General features: G+C 71.8%; 14 protein-coding genes. 8 read left to right on the top strand and 6 right to left on the bottom strand.

Translation table 11 applies throughout. The annotated features are described in order from the left end of the window. Window positions 1-270 precede the first annotated feature (270 nt). The gene (locus ACZ7PG_RS44045; RefSeq protein ID WP_470245157.1) at window positions 271-2,334 is read left to right on the top strand and encodes a glycoside hydrolase family 3 C-terminal domain-containing protein; all 2,064 of its coding nucleotides are present in this window, start codon (window positions 271-273) and stop codon (window positions 2,332-2,334) included. 9 nt (window positions 2,335-2,343) lie between these two features. Here ACZ7PG_RS44045 and ACZ7PG_RS44040 read toward each other — a convergent pair whose 3' ends face one another. Together ACZ7PG_RS44040 and ACZ7PG_RS44035 are read right to left on the bottom strand one after the other, a co-directional pair. Beyond that, complete coding sequence (locus ACZ7PG_RS44040) at window positions 2,344-2,919, bottom strand: hypothetical protein (protein ID WP_470245156.1); 576 nt, start codon at window positions 2,917-2,919, stop codon at window positions 2,344-2,346. A 52-nt stretch (window positions 2,920-2,971) separates the two neighbouring features. Beyond that, the gene (locus ACZ7PG_RS44035) at window positions 2,972-3,223 is read right to left on the bottom strand and encodes a hypothetical protein (RefSeq protein ID WP_470245155.1); all 252 of its coding nucleotides are present in this window, start codon (window positions 3,221-3,223) and stop codon (window positions 2,972-2,974) included. A gap of 100 nt (window positions 3,224-3,323) precedes the next feature. Here ACZ7PG_RS44035 and ACZ7PG_RS44030 point away from each other — a divergent pair, with 100 nt between their 5' ends. Beyond that, a complete protein-coding gene (locus ACZ7PG_RS44030; protein WP_470245154.1) occupies window positions 3,324-3,638 on the top strand; it encodes a nuclear transport factor 2-like protein in 315 nt (104 codons plus the stop codon). A gap of 14 nt (window positions 3,639-3,652) precedes the next feature. Here ACZ7PG_RS44030 and ACZ7PG_RS44025 read toward each other — a convergent pair whose 3' ends face one another. Then, window positions 3,653-4,354 (bottom strand): IclR family transcriptional regulator, encoded by a 702-nt coding sequence (locus ACZ7PG_RS44025; RefSeq protein WP_051183801.1) that lies wholly within the window; start codon window positions 4,352-4,354, stop codon window positions 3,653-3,655. Window positions 4,355-4,501: 147 nt separating this feature from the next. Here ACZ7PG_RS44025 and leuC point away from each other — a divergent pair, with 147 nt between their 5' ends. The 4 genes from leuC to ACZ7PG_RS44005 all read left to right on the top strand — a co-directional run bounded on the left by leuC (window position 4,502) and on the right by ACZ7PG_RS44005 (window position 10,878). Then, window positions 4,502-5,935, top strand: coding sequence for a 3-isopropylmalate dehydratase large subunit (gene leuC / locus ACZ7PG_RS44020; protein WP_470245153.1), 1,434 nt, complete (start codon window positions 4,502-4,504; stop codon window positions 5,933-5,935). Window positions 5,936-5,956: 21 nt separating this feature from the next. Next, entirely contained in the window at window positions 5,957-6,559 is a 603-nt protein-coding gene (gene leuD, locus ACZ7PG_RS44015) for a 3-isopropylmalate dehydratase small subunit (RefSeq protein WP_470245152.1), read from the top strand. 228 nt (window positions 6,560-6,787) lie between these two features. Next, entirely contained in the window at window positions 6,788-7,498 is a 711-nt protein-coding gene (locus ACZ7PG_RS44010) for an HU family DNA-binding protein (RefSeq protein ID WP_470245151.1), read from the top strand. A 521-nt stretch (window positions 7,499-8,019) separates the two neighbouring features. Continuing rightward, a complete protein-coding gene (locus ACZ7PG_RS44005) occupies window positions 8,020-10,878 on the top strand; it encodes an AfsR/SARP family transcriptional regulator (protein WP_470245150.1) in 2,859 nt (952 codons plus the stop codon). A 206-nt stretch (window positions 10,879-11,084) separates the two neighbouring features. Here ACZ7PG_RS44005 and ACZ7PG_RS44000 read toward each other — a convergent pair whose 3' ends face one another. From ACZ7PG_RS44000 to cofC, 3 genes are read right to left on the bottom strand one after another with little or no spacing between them, the layout of a single operon-like run. Beyond that, window positions 11,085-12,038, bottom strand: coding sequence for an NUDIX hydrolase (locus ACZ7PG_RS44000; protein ID WP_470245149.1), 954 nt, complete (start codon window positions 12,036-12,038; stop codon window positions 11,085-11,087). Beyond that, window positions 12,035-14,410: an RNA degradosome polyphosphate kinase gene (locus tag ACZ7PG_RS43995; RefSeq protein ID WP_470245148.1), complete on the bottom strand. Its 2,376-nt coding sequence runs from the start codon at window positions 14,408-14,410 to the stop codon at window positions 12,035-12,037. Before ACZ7PG_RS43995 ends, ACZ7PG_RS44000 begins: the two co-directional genes overlap by 4 nt. Window positions 14,411-14,452: 42 nt before the next feature. Then, the gene (cofC, locus tag ACZ7PG_RS43990) at window positions 14,453-15,064 is read right to left on the bottom strand and encodes a 2-phospho-L-lactate guanylyltransferase (RefSeq protein WP_470245147.1); all 612 of its coding nucleotides are present in this window, start codon (window positions 15,062-15,064) and stop codon (window positions 14,453-14,455) included. Between the two features lie 672 nt (window positions 15,065-15,736). On the opposite strand from cofC, the gene ACZ7PG_RS43985 reads away from it, so the two are divergent. Together ACZ7PG_RS43985 and ACZ7PG_RS43980 are read left to right on the top strand one after the other, a co-directional pair. Beyond that, complete coding sequence (locus tag ACZ7PG_RS43985; RefSeq protein ID WP_470245146.1) at window positions 15,737-16,441, top strand: lysophospholipid acyltransferase family protein; 705 nt, start codon at window positions 15,737-15,739, stop codon at window positions 16,439-16,441. Continuing rightward, a complete protein-coding gene (locus ACZ7PG_RS43980) occupies window positions 16,441-17,457 on the top strand; it encodes an NAD(P)H-dependent glycerol-3-phosphate dehydrogenase (RefSeq protein ID WP_470245145.1) in 1,017 nt (338 codons plus the stop codon). Before ACZ7PG_RS43985 ends, ACZ7PG_RS43980 begins: the two co-directional genes overlap by 1 nt. The last annotated feature ends 117 nt before the right edge of the window (window positions 17,458-17,574 follow it).

Here is a 17,574-nt window from a genome sequence, read left to right as displayed (position 1 = left end):
GTCCTTTGTGGAGGGTCAGCTCGGTGAGCCGTCCGCGGTGGGCTCGCCGGCTCGGCCGGTGGGGTGCCGCCCGACCCTCGTTAGTCCGATCAGTGCTTTCTTCGGCATGTTCCGTCCCCTCTGCCGCGTACCTTCTCCACGCTTGAGCCGCGAAAACGGTTGAGCCCGCGAAATATTCAAGTACGTGAACGACTATCGAGTCTATGTTTACTGCTCACGTATGCGTTAGCTTGTCCGCCGTTGATCCCGTTCGGTGACGAGGGAGACTCGATGCGCAACGGCCGGCTCGTTCTTGCCGCGGTACTGGGACTTTCGCTCGCGGCCCCCGTGACCGCCGCCGCGGCCGCGCAGCCCTGGCGCGACGCCCGCCAGTCGCCCGACCGCCGCGCCGCGGAGCTCGTCGCCGCGATGACCCTCGACGAGAAGATCTCCCAGCTGCACCTGCAGCCCGACGCCGAGCACCAGCGGTTCGTGCCGCCGATCCCGCGGCTCGGCGTGCCCGGCTTCCGGATCGCCAACGGCCCGGCCGGCATGGGCCCGGCCGACGACAAACCGCAGAAGCCGGCGACCGCGCTGCCGGCCACGATGGCGCTGGCGTCGACGTTCGACACCGGCCTCGCGCGCCGCTACGGCCGCCTGATCGGCGACGAGACCCGCGCGCTCGCGCACAACGTGTCCGAAGGTCCCGACATCAACATCGCCCGCGTCCCGCGCAACGGCCGGACGTTCGAGGGGATGGGCGAGGACCCGGTGCTGGTCGGGGACATGGGCGCCGCCGATATCCGCGGTATCCAGGAGAACGGCACGATCGCCGAGGTCAAGCACTACGCGGCGAACAACCAGGAGACCCAGCGCCAGAGCATCGACGAGCACATCGACGAGCGCACGCTCAACGAGCTGTACCTGCCGCACTTCGAGCAGGCCGTCACCGAAGGTCATGCGGGCTCGGTGATGTGCGCCTACCCGAAGATCAACGGCGTGTTCACCTGCGAGAACCCGGCGCTGCTGCAGGACAAGCTGCGCGACGACTGGGGGTTCAAGGGGTTCGTCCAGTCGGACTGGGGTGCCGCGCACAGCACCGTGGGCTCGGCGAACGCGGGCATGAACCTCGAGATGATCGACGGCACCTGGTACGGCGAGAAGATGAAGCAGGCGGTGCTGGCCGGGCAGGTGAGCGAACAGCGCGTCGGCGAGCTGCTGCTGCCGCGGTTCCGCACGATGTTCGCGTTCGGGCAGTTCGACCACCCGCCGACGCTCACGCCGCTGCCGACTGCCCAGCACGACGCCGCCGCGAAGGACTTCGCCGAACGCGGCATGGTGCTGCTGCGCAACGACCACGCCCAGCTCCCGCTCGACGACCGGACGGTCAAGTCGATCGCGCTGATCGGGCCGTTCGCGACCAAGGCCAAGACCGGCGGCGGGGGCAGCTCCGCCGTCATCCCGACGTCCACAGTGGACCCGTTGCCGGGGCTCCAGCAGCGGGTTCCGGGCGCCGCGGTAACGCTGGACGACGGCAGTGACCCGGCCCGGGCCGCGGCCCTGGCGGCCGGTTCCGAGGTCGCGGTGGTGATGGTCGGCGACAACGAGGCCGAGGGCAAGGACCGGCCGAGCCTGGCCTTGGACGGCAACCAGGACGCCCTGGTGGCGGCGGTCGCCGAGGCGAACCCGCACACGGTCGTGGTGGTGAAGAGCGGCGGTCCGGTGCTGATGCCGTGGGCGTCGTCGGTGCCGTCGATCCTGCAGGCGTGGTACCCGGGCCAGCAGGACGGCGCGGCGGTGGCGGGCGTGCTGTTCGGCGACGCCAACCCCTCGGCGAAGCTCCCGATCACGTTCCCGGCGGCGGACGCGGACACCCCGGCGAACACGGCGGCGCAGTTCCCGGGCGTGAACGGGGTGGCGACGTATTCGGAGGGCCTGCAGGTCGGCTACCGCTGGTTCGACGCGCAGGGCAAGACGCCGCTGTTCCCGTTCGGGCACGGCCTGTCGTACACGACGTTCGCGTTCTCGGGGCTGTCGGTGCACAACACGGGCAAGGGTGCGACGGCGACGTTCACGGTCCGGAACACGGGGAAGAGGGCGGGAGCCGAGGTGGCACAGCTGTACGTGGGCTTCCCGTCGGCCGCGGGCGAGCCGCCGCGGCAGTTGAAGGGGTTCTCGCGGGTGGAGCTGGCACCGGGCCAGTCCCGCCGGGTGACGATCGACTTGGACGCGCGCGACTTTTCTACTTGGGATGTGGGGAGTCATGCGTGGCGGCCGGTTAAGGGCGGGTTCACGGTTCAGGTGGGTGACTCGTCGCGTTCGCTGCCGTTGCAGGCTCCGCTGGTGCGGCGCTGACCAGGTCTCTCAGGCCTTGCAACCCGGTGCACTAGCCGCTGCGGTGAGCAGGTCCGTCGATTCCGCCAACGGCGCCAGCGGGTCGTACGTGCCGTCGACGTCCCGCTGGGCCTGCTGCAACGCCTGCATCGCCGGATCCTGCGAAGCCGCGTCGCCCGGCTTCGCCTGGTCCAGGGCCGTCTTCGCGTCGCGAGCGCGGTCGCGGGCCGTCGCGTACTTGCCGGCGAATGCCTTCCGGACCGTCTCGGCCAGCGGTACCGGGGCCGGCGGGAGCGCCTTCAGACGGTCGACCACCTCGCCGGCGCGGTCCGCGATGCCGCCGAGTGCTTCGCTCAAGGCCTTCTGCGCTTCCTCGACCGAGTGCGGCTGGGACGTCCCCGGTACCGCCTCCTCGCCGGTGCGCGTCCGGTAGGCGCGGATGGCGGAGCAGAAGCCGTTCAACCAGTCGAGCGTCGCCGGGTCGACCGCCGGTGCCGGGGCGGTCGTCGGCGGGGCCGTCACCGTCACGGTCGGCGCCACCGGCTGCGGCTCCGAACACGCGGCCAGCAGCAGGCAGGCGCCGAGCAGTCCCGTGACGATCTTCATCGCTTCCCCTCACGCTTTGCGAGTACACGCGCGAGGCATTCTGACGGTTGCCTCAGGCCGCGGCGAGCGTCCCGCCCAGCGCCGTCCTGCCGTCGTCGGTCAGCTCCGCCCGCGTCCACTGCCCGACGGCCACCACCGGCCCCCGCGCCGGCCGGATCAGCCCGGCCCGCGCCAGCTCGTGCGCCGTCGCCTGGTCGCAGCACGGCAACCCGTCGACCCGCAGGTCCGGCTCGCAGCTGCAGGTCAGCTCGGCCCGTCCCGCCCCGACGGCCCGCAGCATCGCCAGTGCCCTTCTGTTCAGCATGGTCGTTCCCCCTCCGTGGTGCTGTCCTGAAGGAGACGTGACCGCCGTCACCGAATACGCGGCTTTCGCCAGGTTCCCCCGAACGGTGCACCATGACCCCATGACGGATTCGATCGGCGACCCGGCGGTGCGCGCGTTCATCGACGCACTGAACGCGGGCGACCGCACAGCGTTCCAGGCCGCGCTCACCCCCGACGCGACGATGTCCGACGACGGCACCGACCGCGACCTCGCGGCGTGGACGGAGAAGGAGATCTTCTCCAGCCAGGGCCGGCTCGAGGTGGAAACCGCCGAAGACGACGGTCGGAAGTTCATCGCGAACTACTCGAACTCGACTTGGGGCGCGATGCGGACGCGCTGGGCGTTCACCGTTCGCGACGGCAAGGTGGCGCGCTTCGAAACGGGTCAGGCTTAACCGCCGGCGCGGTTCTAGAGTCGTTCCTGCAACGCGTCCGCCGCCGCGAGGAGGTCCGCCGCCCAGCGCGCGCCCGGCTTGCGGCCGATGCGCTCGATCGGGCCCGACACCGACACCGCCGCCACGACCGTGCCCGCCGAATCGCGGACCGGCGCCGAGATGCTCGCCACACCCGGCTCGCGTTCGGCCACGCTCTGCGCCCAGCCGCGGCGACGCACCTCCAGCAGCGTCCGCTCGCCGAAGACCGCGTCCGCCAGGATCGTGCGCTGCGTGTGCGGATCCGCCCACGCTGCCAGCACCTTCGCGCCCGAACCGGCCGTCATCGGCAGCCGCGAGCCCACCGGGACGGTGTCGCGCAGGCCACTCGGCGGCTCCGCCGTCGCGACGCAGACGCGCTGCACGCCGTCGCGGCGGTAGAGCTGCACGCTTTCGCCTGTGACGTCCCGCAGTTTCGGCAGGACCACGCCCGCCGCGTCGAGCAGCGGGTCCGTCGAACCGCCGGCCAGTTCGGCCAGCGCCGTACCGGGACGCCAGCGGCCGTCGGGACCGCGGCGCAGCAGCCGGTGCACCTCGAGGCCGACCGCGAGCCGGTGCGCGGTGGCCCGGGGCAGGCCCGTCCGCGTGCACAGTTCCGCCAGGCCGCAGGGGTCGTCCGCGACCGCCTGCAGAACGGCCACTGCTTTGTCCAGTACTCCGATACCGCTATGCTGTCCCACGACCCGATACTAGCGTCCCGCACTTTGGGAAGTCCAGTATCTGGGAAACCCCGAACTCGAGCTGCGCCCTCCCTTCGCGGCTCGCACCAGTTCCGCAGGTGTGCGCCCGAGTTCCACCACCACAACGCACCGTGGAAGGAGCCGGAGATGACCAGCCCGACCGGCAAGGCCCGCACACTGGCGGAGAAGGTGTGGGAAAGCCACCTCGTGCGCCGCGGCGAAGGCGCCGAACCGGACCTCCTCTACATCGATCTCCACCTGCTGCACGAAGTGACCAGCCCGCAGGCCTTCGACGGCCTCCGCCTGGCCGGGCGGCCGCTGCGCCGCCCCGACCTCACCATCGCGACCGAGGACCACAACGTCCCGACCGTCGACATCGAGCTCCCCATCGCCGATCCGGTCTCGCGCACCCAGGTCGACACCCTTCGCCGCAACTGCAAGGAGTTCGGCGTCCGGCTGCACCCGATGGGCGACGCCGAGCAGGGCATCGTGCACGTCATCGGCCCGCAGCTCGGCCTGACCCAGCCCGGGATGACCGTGGTCTGCGGCGACAGCCACACCTCCACGCACGGCGCGTTCGGCGGCATCGCGTTCGGCATCGGCACGTCCGAGGTCGAGCACGTCATGGCGACCCAGACGCTGCCGCTGCGTCCGTTCAAGACGATGGCCATCACGGTCGACGGCGAGCTGCGGCCCGGCGTCACGGCGAAGGACATCATCCTCGCGGTGATCGCCAAGATCGGCACCGGCGGCGGCCAGGGCTACATCCTGGAGTACCGCGGCAAGGCCATCGAGGCCCTGTCGATGGAAGCCCGGATGACCGTCTGCAACATGTCGATCGAGGCCGGCGCCCGCGCCGGGATGATCGCCCCGGACGAGACGACCTTCGCGTACCTGAAGGGCCGTCCGCACGCGCCGAGCGGCGCGGACTGGGACGCGGCGCTCGAGAACTGGCGGCAGCTGCGCACCGACGACGGCGCCGAGTTCGACGCCGAGGTGCACCTCGACGCGAGCGCGCTGACGCCGTTCGTGACCTGGGGCACCAACCCCGGCCAGGGCCTCCCGCTGGGCGCCGACGTGCCCGACCCGGAGCAGATCCCGGACGAGAACGATCGCATCGCCGCTGAAAAGGCCCTGTCCTATATGGACCTGAAGCCCGGGACGCCGCTGCGGGAGATCTCGGTCGACACCGTCTTCCTCGGCTCCTGCACCAACGGCCGGATCGAGGACCTGCGGGCCGCGGCCGAGGTGCTGCGTGGGCGGAAGGTGGCGGACTCGGTCCGCATGCTGGTGGTTCCCGGCTCCATGCGCGTCCGCAAGGCCGCCGAGGAGGAGGGCCTCGACGAGGTCTTCACCGCCGCGGGCGCCGAGTGGCGCCAGGCCGGCTGCTCGATGTGCCTGGGCATGAACCCGGACCAGCTGAAGCCGGGCGAGCGCAGCGCGTCGACGTCGAACCGCAACTTCGAGGGCCGGCAGGGCAAGGGCGGCCGGACGCACCTGGTCTCGCCGCTCGTGGCCGCCGCCACGGCCGTCCGGGGCACGCTGTCGTCCCCGGAAGACCTGCAGACCGCCGCCCGCTGACCCACCCGAGGAGCTACAGCCATGGAACCGTTCACCCAGCACACCGGCGTCGGCGTCCCGCTGCGCCGGTCCAACGTGGACACCGACCAGATCATCCCGGCGGTCTACCTCAAGCGGGTGACCCGGACCGGCTTCGAGGACGGCCTGTTCGCCGCCTGGCGCGGTGACCAGGAGTTCATCCTCAACTCCGAGCCGTTCAAGAGTGGCAGCGTGCTGGTCGCGGGCCCGGACTTCGGTACCGGTTCGTCCCGCGAGCACGCCGTCTGGGCGCTGATGGACTACGGCTTCCGGGCCGTCATCTCCGCCCGGTTCGCCGACATCTTCCGCGGCAACTCCGGCAAGGGCGGCCTGGTGGCCGCGCAGTGCGAGCAGCACGACGTCGAGCTGCTCTGGAAGCTGCTCGAAAACGAGCCCGGCACCGAGGTCACGGTCGACCTCGAGACCAAGACCGTGCGCGCCAAGGACTTCACCGCGCCCTTCCAGATCGACGACTACGTCCGCTGGCGGCTGCTCGAAGGCCTCGACGACATCGCCCTGACGTTGCGCCATGCCGGTGAGATCGACGGCTACGAGGCGGCCCGCCCGTCCTGGAAGCCGACGACCACGCCGGTCGCCACGAGCTAGTTCCACGCGGAGGCGGGATCCCTTTGCTTCCAAGGGATCCCGCCTCTGTTCGCTTTCGCCAGACGGATCTCCGAAGGCCTCCCAGGGGGCGCTTCGCGAGGCGGAACCCGTCCCCCGGCAAGGGAAGGATTCCGCGTCCCGTCTGGAATTTGCGCTGTGTTGGTAATACCGTGTCGCTAGTCGGCCCGTCGCGGCCGTGGACGAGTACTTCCTTCTTGGAGGACTGGTATGGCCAACAAGGCCCAGCTGATCGAGGCGCTGACGGAGCGCCTGGGCGACAAGAAGGCCGCTTCCGAGGCGGTCGACGGTCTGGTCGACATCATCATCCGGACGGTCAACAAGGGCGAAAAGGTCAACATCACCGGCTTCGGGGTGTTCGAGAAGCGCGCCCGCGCGGCGCGGACGGCCCGGAACCCGCGCACCGGTGAGGCCGTGCGGGTCAAGAAGACCAACGTGCCGGCCTTCCGCGCCGGGACCACCTTCAAGGACGTCATTTCCGGCGCGAAGAAGCTGGCCAAGGCGGCACCGGTGAAGCGCGCGGCCGCGGGCACCCGCGCCTCGACGACAACGCGGGCGACCACACCCCGCGCGGCGGCGGCAAAGCCGGCAGCGGCGCGCGCGACGGCAACACGAACCCGCGCGACGGCGGCCAAGCCCGCGACGACAACGAGGGCGACGGCGACGAAGGCGGCCCCGAAGACGACCACGACCCGCGCGAAGGCGGCCCCGAAGGCAGCGGCGCCGAAGGCGACGGCGACCAGGTCGACGGCCGCGAAGTCGACGGCAGCCAAGCCGGCGACGACGGCGAAGGCCCCGACGACGCGTCGGGCGACGGCGGCGAAGGCGACGACTACGACGGCTGCGAAGACGACGACGGCCCGGAAGACGACGGCCGCCAAGGCACCTGCCCGGCGTACCACGGCGGCGAAGAAGAGCTGACCGCCCGAAACTGTCGGACCCCTGCGGTAACGTGAAATTCGGGGATCCCCCGGGGGGTTACCCCCGCTGGGCGAGTGACTTTTCCGGCCAGGGCCCCGCGCGTCGCGCGGGGCCCCGCCGCGTTTCCGGCGCCGGTGGGGGAGAAGCGGTCCGGCGGACGATCGGGAGCTGCGGTACTCAGGAGCCGGGCCAGGCCAGCAAGTCGGCTCGCGCGTCGGAAGGCAGGTCACGTGCGGCGGAAGTCGGCTCACGTACCCGGAGGGTCGGCTCGCGCACCCAAGGAGTCGGCTCGCGTACGGCGAAGTTGGTTCGTGTGCCCCGAAGGTCGGCTCGCGTACCTGCGGAGTGGGCCTGAGCGTCCGGAAGCGCGCGAGCCGACCGTCCAAGTACGTGAACCGACTGTGCGGGCCCCAGCCCCGTTACCCACTGCCAAGATCGGCCGTCCGAACGGGACCCGTGCACCACCCGCTCGGACCACTCTCCCACCCCGGGACCGGTTCCGCCCAATTTCGCAAAGTTGCTTGAGCGCCCGGCCGAGTGATGCCACGCTGCCCTCCTCGGGGTCCGCGTCCGGCGGTGCCCGGCGGCGTGCGCGAAACCTGGGGGCGACCACCATCGACATCCGGCTGCTCGGCCCGTTCCAGGTGCTCGTCGGCGGCTCGCCGGTCGTGCTGACCAGTTCGCGGCAGCGTGCGCTGCTCGCGACGCTGGCTTTGTCCTCGGGTCGCCTGGTGTCGATCGACGCGCTCGCGCGCGGCGTCTGGGGCGAGGAGCCGCCCGCGCACATCCGCGGCAGCCTGCAGACCTACGTCATGCGCCTGCGCCGGCTGTGCGGCGAAGAAACCGTCGTCACCGAACCGGACGGGTACCGGCTGGTCGTCGACCCGTCCCGGGTGGACGCCCTGCGCTTCCTCCGCACCCTCGACCAGGCCGCCGCCGCGTCGGAACCCACCCGGCGCCGCGCCCTGCTCACCGCCGCGCTCGCCGCCTGGGGTGGCGCGCCGCTCGAAGGCGTCGGGTCGCCCGCGCTGGCCGCGGAATGGGGGCCGCTGCTGACCGAGCGGTACCTCTTCGCCGTCGAACAACGCATCGACCTCGACGCCGGGCTCGTCCCCGATGCCCGGCTCGTCGCCGAGCTCACCGACCTCGTCGCCCAGCACCCGCTGCGGGAATCGTTGTGGGAACGGCTGGTGCGCGTCCTGGCCCGGTCCGGCCGCCGCGCCGAGGCGCTGGCCCGCTACGCCGGGCTTCGCTCGTTGCTGGCCGACGAGCTCGGCGTCGAGCCGGGGGAGGACCTGCGCCGCCTGCACGCCGAACTGCTCACCGCCGACACCGGACCCGCCGGTCACACCGTGCCGCGGCAGCTGCCCTTCGACGTCGCCGGGTTCACCGGACGCGGCCCCGAGCTCGCCGAACTCGACCGGCTCCCGCCCGGCGGCGCGTCCGGCATCGTCGTCATCGAAGGGACCGCGGGCATCGGGAAGACGTCGCTGGCCGTGCACTGGTCGCACCGCGTCCGCGACCGCTTCCCCGGTGGCCAGCTGTTCCTCGACCTGCGCGGTCACTCCGTGGGCACGCCCGTCACGCCGGACGCCGCACTGGCCGGCTTCCTCCGCGCCCTCGGCGAGCCACCCGAAACGCTGCCTTCCACAGTGGAGGAACGGTCGGCGCTCCTGCGCAGCCGGCTGGCCGGCAGTCGCACGCTCATGCTGCTCGACAACGCGCGCGACGCCGACCAGGTCCGTCCGCTCCTGCCCGGTCCGGGCAACCTCGTCGTCGTGACCAGCCGCAACCAGCTGCGCGGGGTCGTCGCGCGCGACGGCGCCCGCCGGATCGCCTTGCGCTCCTTCGACGACCAGGACGCCACGGCGCTGCTCGCCGGGAGCGTCGGGCCGCAGCGCCTCGCCGCCGAACCCGACGCCGTCGCCGAACTCGTCCAGCTCTGCGGCCGGCTCCCGCTCGCGCTGGCGCTGGCCGGCGAACGCGCGTCGCGGTTTTCCGGCGTCTCGCTCGCGGGGATCGTCGAAGAGCTGCGCGACCAGCGCCTGCGGCTCGACACCCTGCGCGACCCGCAAGACGCCGGCACCGACCTGCGGGCCGCGTTCTCGTGGTCGTACAAGGCGTTGCGCCCGGCCGCCGCGCGGTTCTTCCGGCTGCTGGGCCTGCACCCCGGCCACGGCTTCAGCCTGTCGTCGGCCGCCGCGCTGGCCGGGGCGGACCTGCGCGAGGCCCGCGAGCTCGCCGACCAGCTCGCCGCCGCGCACCTGCTCAACCAGCCCAGCACCGACCGCTACCAGTTCCACGACCTGCTGCGCGTGTACGCCGCCGAGCTCGTCGAAACCGAGACGACGGCGGCCGAGCGCGCGGCCGCGCGGCGCCGGCTCCTCGACTGGTACCTCGCGAGCGTCGCCGAAGCGACCAAGCTCGTCCGCCCCGACCTGCTCACCGACGACATCACGCTCGGCCCCGCGCCGGTGCCCGCCGTCCGGTTCACCCAGCACGAGCAGACGATCGCCTGGTACACGACCGAACGCGTGGCCCTGACGGCGCTGGTCGGCGTCGCGGCGGAGAACGGCTTCACCGCCCACGCGTGGAAGCTCGCGTGGCTGCTGCGCGGGTTCTTCGCCGAACGCCACGACCGCGACGACTGGATCACGACCGCCCGGTCGGCCGTCGCCGCCACGCGCGACGCGGGTGACAACACCGGCCTGCAGTACAGCGCCAACAACCTCGGCTCGGCCTACCTGCGCACCCTCCAGCCCGACAAGGCGCTCGAAGCCTTGGAGGAGGCGCGCGCGGCGTCCGAGGCGGGCGACGGCACCGCGCTGGCGGTGGCGATCCTCTCGAATCTCTCCGGCGCGTACTACGTCCGCGCGGAGTATGCGGAAGCCGAGCGCTACGCCCTGCAGGCGGTTCGTCTCGCGCGCGACCACGGCCAGCGGACGTTCGTGCCGCACGCGCTCCTCAACGTCAGCGCCAGCCGCATCGGCCTGCGCAACTACGACAACGCCGCCGAAGCTGCACAGTCCGCGCACCAGGCGTTCGCCGACCTGGGCGACCGCTATCACGCGGCGTTGGCGCTGGGGAACGTCGCCGAAGCGCTCGAAGGAGCCGGGCGACAGGACGAAGCGGAGAAGGCGGGCCTGGAAGCGCTCGCCGAGCTGAAGGAGCTGAACGCCGACTACGGCACGATCGACGTCCGCATCACGCTGGGCCGCCTGAAGCTCCGCACCGGCCGTGGTGCGGAGGCGCGGGCGCATTGGGCCGAGGCGCTGACCGTCTGCCAGCGCCTCGGCGACCCCCGCATCCCGGAGATCCGAGCCCTGCTGGCGACGGTGCCGACAGACGGGTCCCCGTCCCGGGATGCGCCGTACCCCTAGCCCGGCGCAGCCCAGCGGGACCCGGATCCAGTACACCAAGATCGACTGTCACGCCGCTGTCTCGCGACGGCGCGGCTCGGAACGGCCCCGCCCTCCCTTGGGGGCGTGCCCTTGTCCAGCGTATCGGGGGTGTCCGACGGAAAGCCGGAAAGCCCGCCGCCGCTGCCTCGGTTGTCCACATCACGGCCGGCGTGTGGACAGCCTGCTCAGGAGCGGGTCGGGGAGGGGGTCGGCAGGGCGCTCGGGTGGTAGTCGGCCGCCAGGAGGACTGGGCCCTCCTCGGCCGTCGGTGCGCGGAACGACAGCACCCAGAACGAACCCTTCTTGCTCGGGACCACGCCGCCGCGGGCGGCCGGGAGCTCGACGCCGTCGCGGTCGGCCAGTGCGCTGATCAGGTCCGGGATCACGCCGCCCTGGCTGCACACCACCGGGGTTCCGCCGTCGCCCGCGACCGCCAGCAGCCGCGCCACGCCCAGAACCGGGTCCGGCCAATACCCCTCTTCCGACAGCAGCGGCTCGTGGCGCACCTCGATGCCCGTGTCGTCGGCGATCCCGTGGACCGTCTGCACGCACCTCAGCCGCGGCGCCGACAGCACCCGGTCCGGTCCGTACAGCGCCAGCACCCGCCGCAACGCCGACGCCTGCCGCAGTCCCGCCTCCGACAACGGCCTGAGGTCGTCGTCGCCGTTCCACTCGTCGCGCTTGCCCGCCTTCGCGTGGCGCACCAGCACCAGCGTCGTCAGGCCCACCGGTACCTCGCAGAAAGTGCGCAGCACCCGCACGTCCTCCGGCCGCGTCAGCAGCTTCTCCGCCGCCGTCGGGTCGAGCCAGCGCAGCTCGTCGACCTCGTCGTTCACGGTGAACCCGCCGGACACCGCTTCGGCGCTGAAGTAGTCGACCGTCTTCGGGACCGTGCCGGAGCCGTTGCGCGCGGGCACCGGGTACGCCGTCCGGGCCAGGTACCGGCCCAGGACCGCGTCGAACCCGGTCTCTTCCTTCACTTCCCGGACGGCGGCTTCGGCGGTCGTCTCGCCCGGGTCGAGCTTTCCCTTGGGCAACGACCAGTCGTCGTACCGCGGGCGGTGCACCAGGGCGACCTCGGTCGCCTTGCCGGCGCCGCGCCACAGCACCGCGCCGGCCGCCCGTACCTCCTGGGTCATCCGGCGGCCCCGTGCAGCTTCGCCAGCTCCAGCTGGTGGTCGCGCACCCGCGAGCCGTCGGCCGGGAACGGCGACCACTCGCCGCTCGCCGTCAGCACCCAGCACCGCGTCGCCGGGTCCAGCGCCGAGTCGAAGATGTTGTCGAGCTGCGCGGTGAGCTTGGGGTCCTTGACGCGCACCAGCGCCTCGATCCGCCGGTCCAGGTTGCGGTGCATCATGTCCGCGCTGCCGATCCAGTGCGTGCCGCCGGCGCGGAAGTTGAAGATCCGCGAGTGCTCCAGGAACCGGCCCAGGATCGACCGGACGTGGATGTTCTCGGAAAGCCCTTCGACGCCGGGCTTCAGCGTGCAGATCCCGCGCACCACGATCTCGACCGGCACCCCGGCCTGCGACGCGTGGTAGAGCGCGTCGATGATCTGCTCGTCGACCAGCGAGTTGCACTTGATCCGGATGCCGGCGTGCTGCCCGGCCCGCGCCAGCTCGATCTCCTCGCCGATCGCGCGCACGATGCCCCGGCGGATGCCGTGCGGCGACGTGAGGATCGTCCGGTAGGTGTCCTGGCGGGAGTAGCCGGTCAGCACGTTGAACAGGTCGGTGACGTCGGCGCCGATGCTCGGGTCGGCGGTGAACAGGCCGATGTCCTCGTAGAGCCGCGCGGTCTTCGGGTTGTAGTTGCCGGTGCCGATGTGGCAGTAGCGGCGGATGGTCGAGCCCTCCTGGCGCACGATCATCGACACCTTGCAGTGCGTCTTCAGCCCGACCAGGCCGTACACGACGTGGACGCCGGCGCGCTCCAGCGTGCGCGCCCAGGTGATGTTCGCCTGCTCGTCGAAGCGCGCCTTGATCTCCACCAGCGCGACGACCTGCTTGCCCGCCTCCGCCGCGTCGATCAGCGCGTCGACGATCGGGGAGTCGCCCGACGTCCGGTACAGCGTCTGCTTGATCGCGAGGACCTTCGAGTCGGCCGCCGCCTGCTCGATGAAGCGCTGGACGCTCGTCGAGAACGAGTCGTACGGGTGGTGCACCAGGACGTCGCCCTCGCGCAGCGTCGCGAAGACGCTCTTCGGCGTCTCGCGCTCGCCGAAGGCCGGGTGCGTCGCCGGCACGAACGGCCGGTCCTTCAGCTCCTTGCGGTCCACACTGGACAGCTGGTGCAGGCAGGTCAGGTCGAGCAGGCCGGGCACCTCGACGACGTCCGCCGGGTCGACGTCCAGCTCGCGCAGCAGCAGTTCGAGCATGTGCTCGCTCATGTCCTGCGCGACCTCGAGGCGCACCGGCGGGCCGAACCGGCGCTGCGCCAGCTCGCGCTCGAGGGCCTGCAGGAGGTCTTCGTCGCGGTCTTCGTCGACCTCGAAGTCGGCGTTGCGGGTGACGCGGAAGACGTGGTGCTCGGTGACGTCCATCCCGGTGAACAGCTCGCCGAGGTGCGCCGCGATGAGCTCTTCGAGGGGCAGGAACGTCGCCGTCCGGCTGGTCCGCTCGGTCTCGACGCGCATCAGGCGCGCCACGTTGCTCGGCACCTTCACCCGGGCGAAGCGCTCGGTGCCGCCCTCCGGGTCGCGGACCGTGACCGCGAGGTTGAGCGAAAGGCCCGAAATGTACGGGAACGGGTGCGCCGGGTCGACGGCCAGCGGCGTCAGCACCGGGAAGATCTGCTCGGAGAAGTAGCTGGACAGCCGGAGCTGGTCGGCGCCGGAGAGGTCGGCCCAGCCGACGATGTGGATGTCGTGCTCGGCCAGCTGCGGGCGCAGGTGCTTCTCGAACGCGCCGGTCTGCCGCTCGACCAGGTCCTGGTTGCGCTTGGCGATGTAGTCGAGCTGCTCGCGCGGGGTGAGCCCGTCCGCGCTGCGCACCAGGAGGCCGGTCTCGTCGCGGCGCTTCAGGCCGGCGACGCGGACCATGTAGAACTCGTCCAGATTGGACGCGAAGATGGCGAGGAACTTCGTCCGTTCGAGCAGCGGCTGCGACTCGTCCTCGGCCAGCGCGAGCACGCGGGCGTTGAAGTCCTGCCACGAGAGCTCGCGGTTGAAGTACCGGTCGTCCGGCAGCGTCTCGGTGGCGGTCGGGGCCGTGGTGACCGCGGGCGGCGCCGACGGGCCGGCGCGGAACTCCTCGCCGGGGCGCTCGCTGGCGCGGCGCCGGGGCGTGGCCGCGGCGGCGGTGCTCTTGCGGGTTCTCGGCTTCCCGGCGTTGGCACGGGCGGCGGTGTCACGCGCGGTCGACTTCGACGGGACCTTCTTGGCGGCGGCCGGTTTGGCCGCGTTCGCCCGGGCGGTGGTGGTCTTCTTCGCCGCCTCCGAAGATCCGTCCGCCGGGTTCCGTCGCCTCCGCGGTGCGGGTGTTCCGCCGTCGTCTGTGCTCACGGCCCCCATTCTTCACTAAGCCCGGCCGAATTGCGCAGGGCGCGGTGAAGGTCAGATGAACAGCTCCGCGGTGTGTTTCCCGACACCCAGCGCGCGCACGTGGGCGAGGTCTTCCGGGGTGTCGACGTCGCTGCGCAGGCTCGGGAGCGGGTTTTTCAGCGGAACGGCCCCGGAGGCGGCGTGTTTTCGCGCCGAGCCCAGGCCGAAGTGCGGGTCGAGGGGGGCGCCGGGGGCCGACAGCAGCAGGGTGGTGCCGGTGCCCTGGCGATCGGCGACGAAGGCGCGTTTTCCCGCCGCTTCGGCGAGGGCGTCGGCCAGGTCGCCCGCACGCAGGGCGGGGAGGTCGGCTTGAAGCGCGCCGACGATCGCTTGCGGGTCGTCCTTCCGGAGGAGCTCCGCGCCGTAGCGGAAGGCGGCGTTGAGAGTCTTTTCGGCGGGTTCGGCGACGATCTCGACCCCGAGCTCGGCGAGTTCGGCGACGGCCCCGGGATCGGCGGCGACGAGCAGGACGCGCCGCACGTGCGCCCCCGACGTCACGGCGGCGAGGGTGTCGGCGGCGAGGGCGAGCACGAGGCCGGGGTGCCGCTCGGCCTCGACGGCGCCACGCAGCCGCGACTTGCCGTCGCGGGGGTGTTTCATCGGCACGACCAGGTCCACGTCCACCCATCCATCTTTACCCGAAACGCCGGGTGGGTGTCGGCCGGAGGGGCAGGTTGTCCACAGGCGACGGGTGTTGTGGACAAGTCGGGGGTGGGAGCGCTTTCGGGAGGGGTCTTGTCGGTGGGCGGCGGTACGTTCGAGACGGGGTGGCCCCCAGGGAGGGTGGGCTTGCGTTGTGGGGGTGTTGCTCGGCTGGGCAGAGGTGGGGCTCTGTGCGGTCAGCGGCGGACCTGGGTGGGCCCGGACCGGCGTGGGCACGGAGCTGGGTGCGCTTGGACCTGGGGCGGCGGGCGGCGTGCGTGGGGCGGCCCCGCCTGGTGGGCGTCGTGAGGCGGCCTGCATCGTGGACGTGGCGCTCAGCAGGGACATCGGCGCGGATCGGCGGCGCCGGTGTGGCTCGGTCGGGACCCGGTCCAGGCGCGGCGGCCCGCTCGGCGAGGTCGACGCGCGTCCCCACACCGACCCACACCGGCGGTATGCCGCCGCCACGAACCGCCCCGGCCCCCACAGACCGACGTCGTGAACGATCTGTTCACCTCACGAACGACTCCTTCACAACATCCCGACCACCCGCCGGATCACCGGCTCGACCTCGGCGAAGGCACCCTCCCTGGACTGGCCTCACCCCGGCGCGGCAGGATCTGGGGCGGACGTGACGCGTGGAGGAGGAAGATCGTGGCCCGGCGTGAGAAGGGCGGCTTCTGGGTGGGGTTGGCCGCCGCTGTGTTCTACCCGGTTACCGGCATTGCGCGGCGGGTCTACGTCGGGGATGAGAAGGTTCCGCGGCAGGGGCCCGCGCTGCTCGTGCTGAACCACATCTCGCACCTCGATCCCGTCGTCGACGCCGTGTTCGTGCACCGGGCGAAGCGGGTGCCGCGGTTTCTCGGCAAGGAGAGCCTGACCCGGACCCCGATCTTCGGGAAGGTCTTCGTCGGCTCCGGGCAGATCCCCGTCTCGCGCGGGTCGGCCGCCGCCGGGGACAGTCTCAAGGCCGCGCACCAGGCCCTGCAAGAGGGCAAGATCGTCGTGATCTACCCCGAAGGCACCATCACCAAGGACCCGGCCGGCTGGCCGAAGGAGTCCTTCACCGGCGCCGCGCGGCTCGCGATCCAGAACGACGTCCCCGTGATCCCCATCGCGCGCTGGGGCACCAACCAGATCTTCAACGGCTACACCAAGAAGTTCACGCCGTTCCCGCGCAAGACCATCACCCACAGCGTCGGCGACCCGCTCGACCTCTCCGCCTACCGCGGCGGCAACACCCGCAGCGCGTCGAAGCTGCGGGAGGTCACCAAGGTCATGATGGACGAGGTCACCCGCCTGCTCGGCGAGATCCGCCACGAAGAACCGCCGTCGGCGAAGCCGGGGGATCCCGTCTGATGCGCGCCGACGTCCAGCGGGTCACCGTGCTCGGGGCCGGTTCCTGGGGCACCGCCTTCGCGAAGGTGCTCGGTGACGCCGGCCGCGACGTCACGATGTGGGCGCGCCGCGAACAGGTCGCCGAAGACATCCGCGAGCGGCACGTCAACAGCGGCTACCTGCCCGGCGTCGGCCTGCCGGAGAACATCACCGCCACCAGCGATCCCGAAAAGGCACTGGCACAAGCCCAGGCCGTCGTCCTGGGCGTCCCCAGCCAGAGCCTGCGGGAGAACCTCACGTCGTGGCGCCCCCTGCTGCCGCCCGACGCGATCCTCGTCAGCCTCGCCAAGGGCGTCGAGCTCGGCACGCTCAAGCGGATGAGCGAGGTGATCGGCGAGATCGTCGGGATCGATGCCGGCGACGTCGTCGTCGTCACCGGGCCCAACCTCTCCAAGGAGATCGCCGCCGGGCAGCCGGCCGCGGCGGTGCTCGCCTGCGCCGACCACGAACGCGCCGTCGCGATCCAGCGCGCCTGCGCCAACTCCTACTTCCGGCCGTACACCAACACCGACGTCGTCGGCTGCGAGCTCGGCGGCGCCTGCAAGAACGTCATCGCGCTCAGCACCGGGATGGCCGCGGGCCTCGGCCTCGGCACCAACACGATGGCGACGCTCATCACCCGCGGCCTGGCCGAGATGGCCCGTCTCGGCGCGAAACTGGGCGCCGACCCACTGACCTTCGCCGGGCTCGCCGGTGTCGGCGACCTGGTCGCGACGTGCTCATCGCCGCTTTCGCGCAACCGGACGTTCGGCGAACGCCTCGGTCGCGGCGAGACTCTCGAACAGGCGCAGGCGGCGGGCGGCGGGCAGGTCGCCGAGGGCGTCATGTCGTGCTCGTCGATCCGGGCGCTGGCCATGAGCGTCGGTGTCGACATGCCGATCACCGACGCGATGCACCGCGTGTGCCACGAGGGCGTCGACCCGCGGCAGGCCGGCGCGGAGCTGCTGGGCCGCTCGCAGAAGCACGAGTGGTCCTGAGGACGACGTTCTTCCCGGTTGCTGAGACGTCTTGACCGGGTCCTGGCCGCCTGCGACTCTGGTCGCATGTTCGCGCACGACATGACCGAGCCGCGGGGTACCTCGTACCTCAGCGCT

The organism is Amycolatopsis sp. NPDC114504 (genome assembly GCF_055633595.1).
This window is presented reverse-complemented; position numbering and strand designations above follow the sequence as displayed.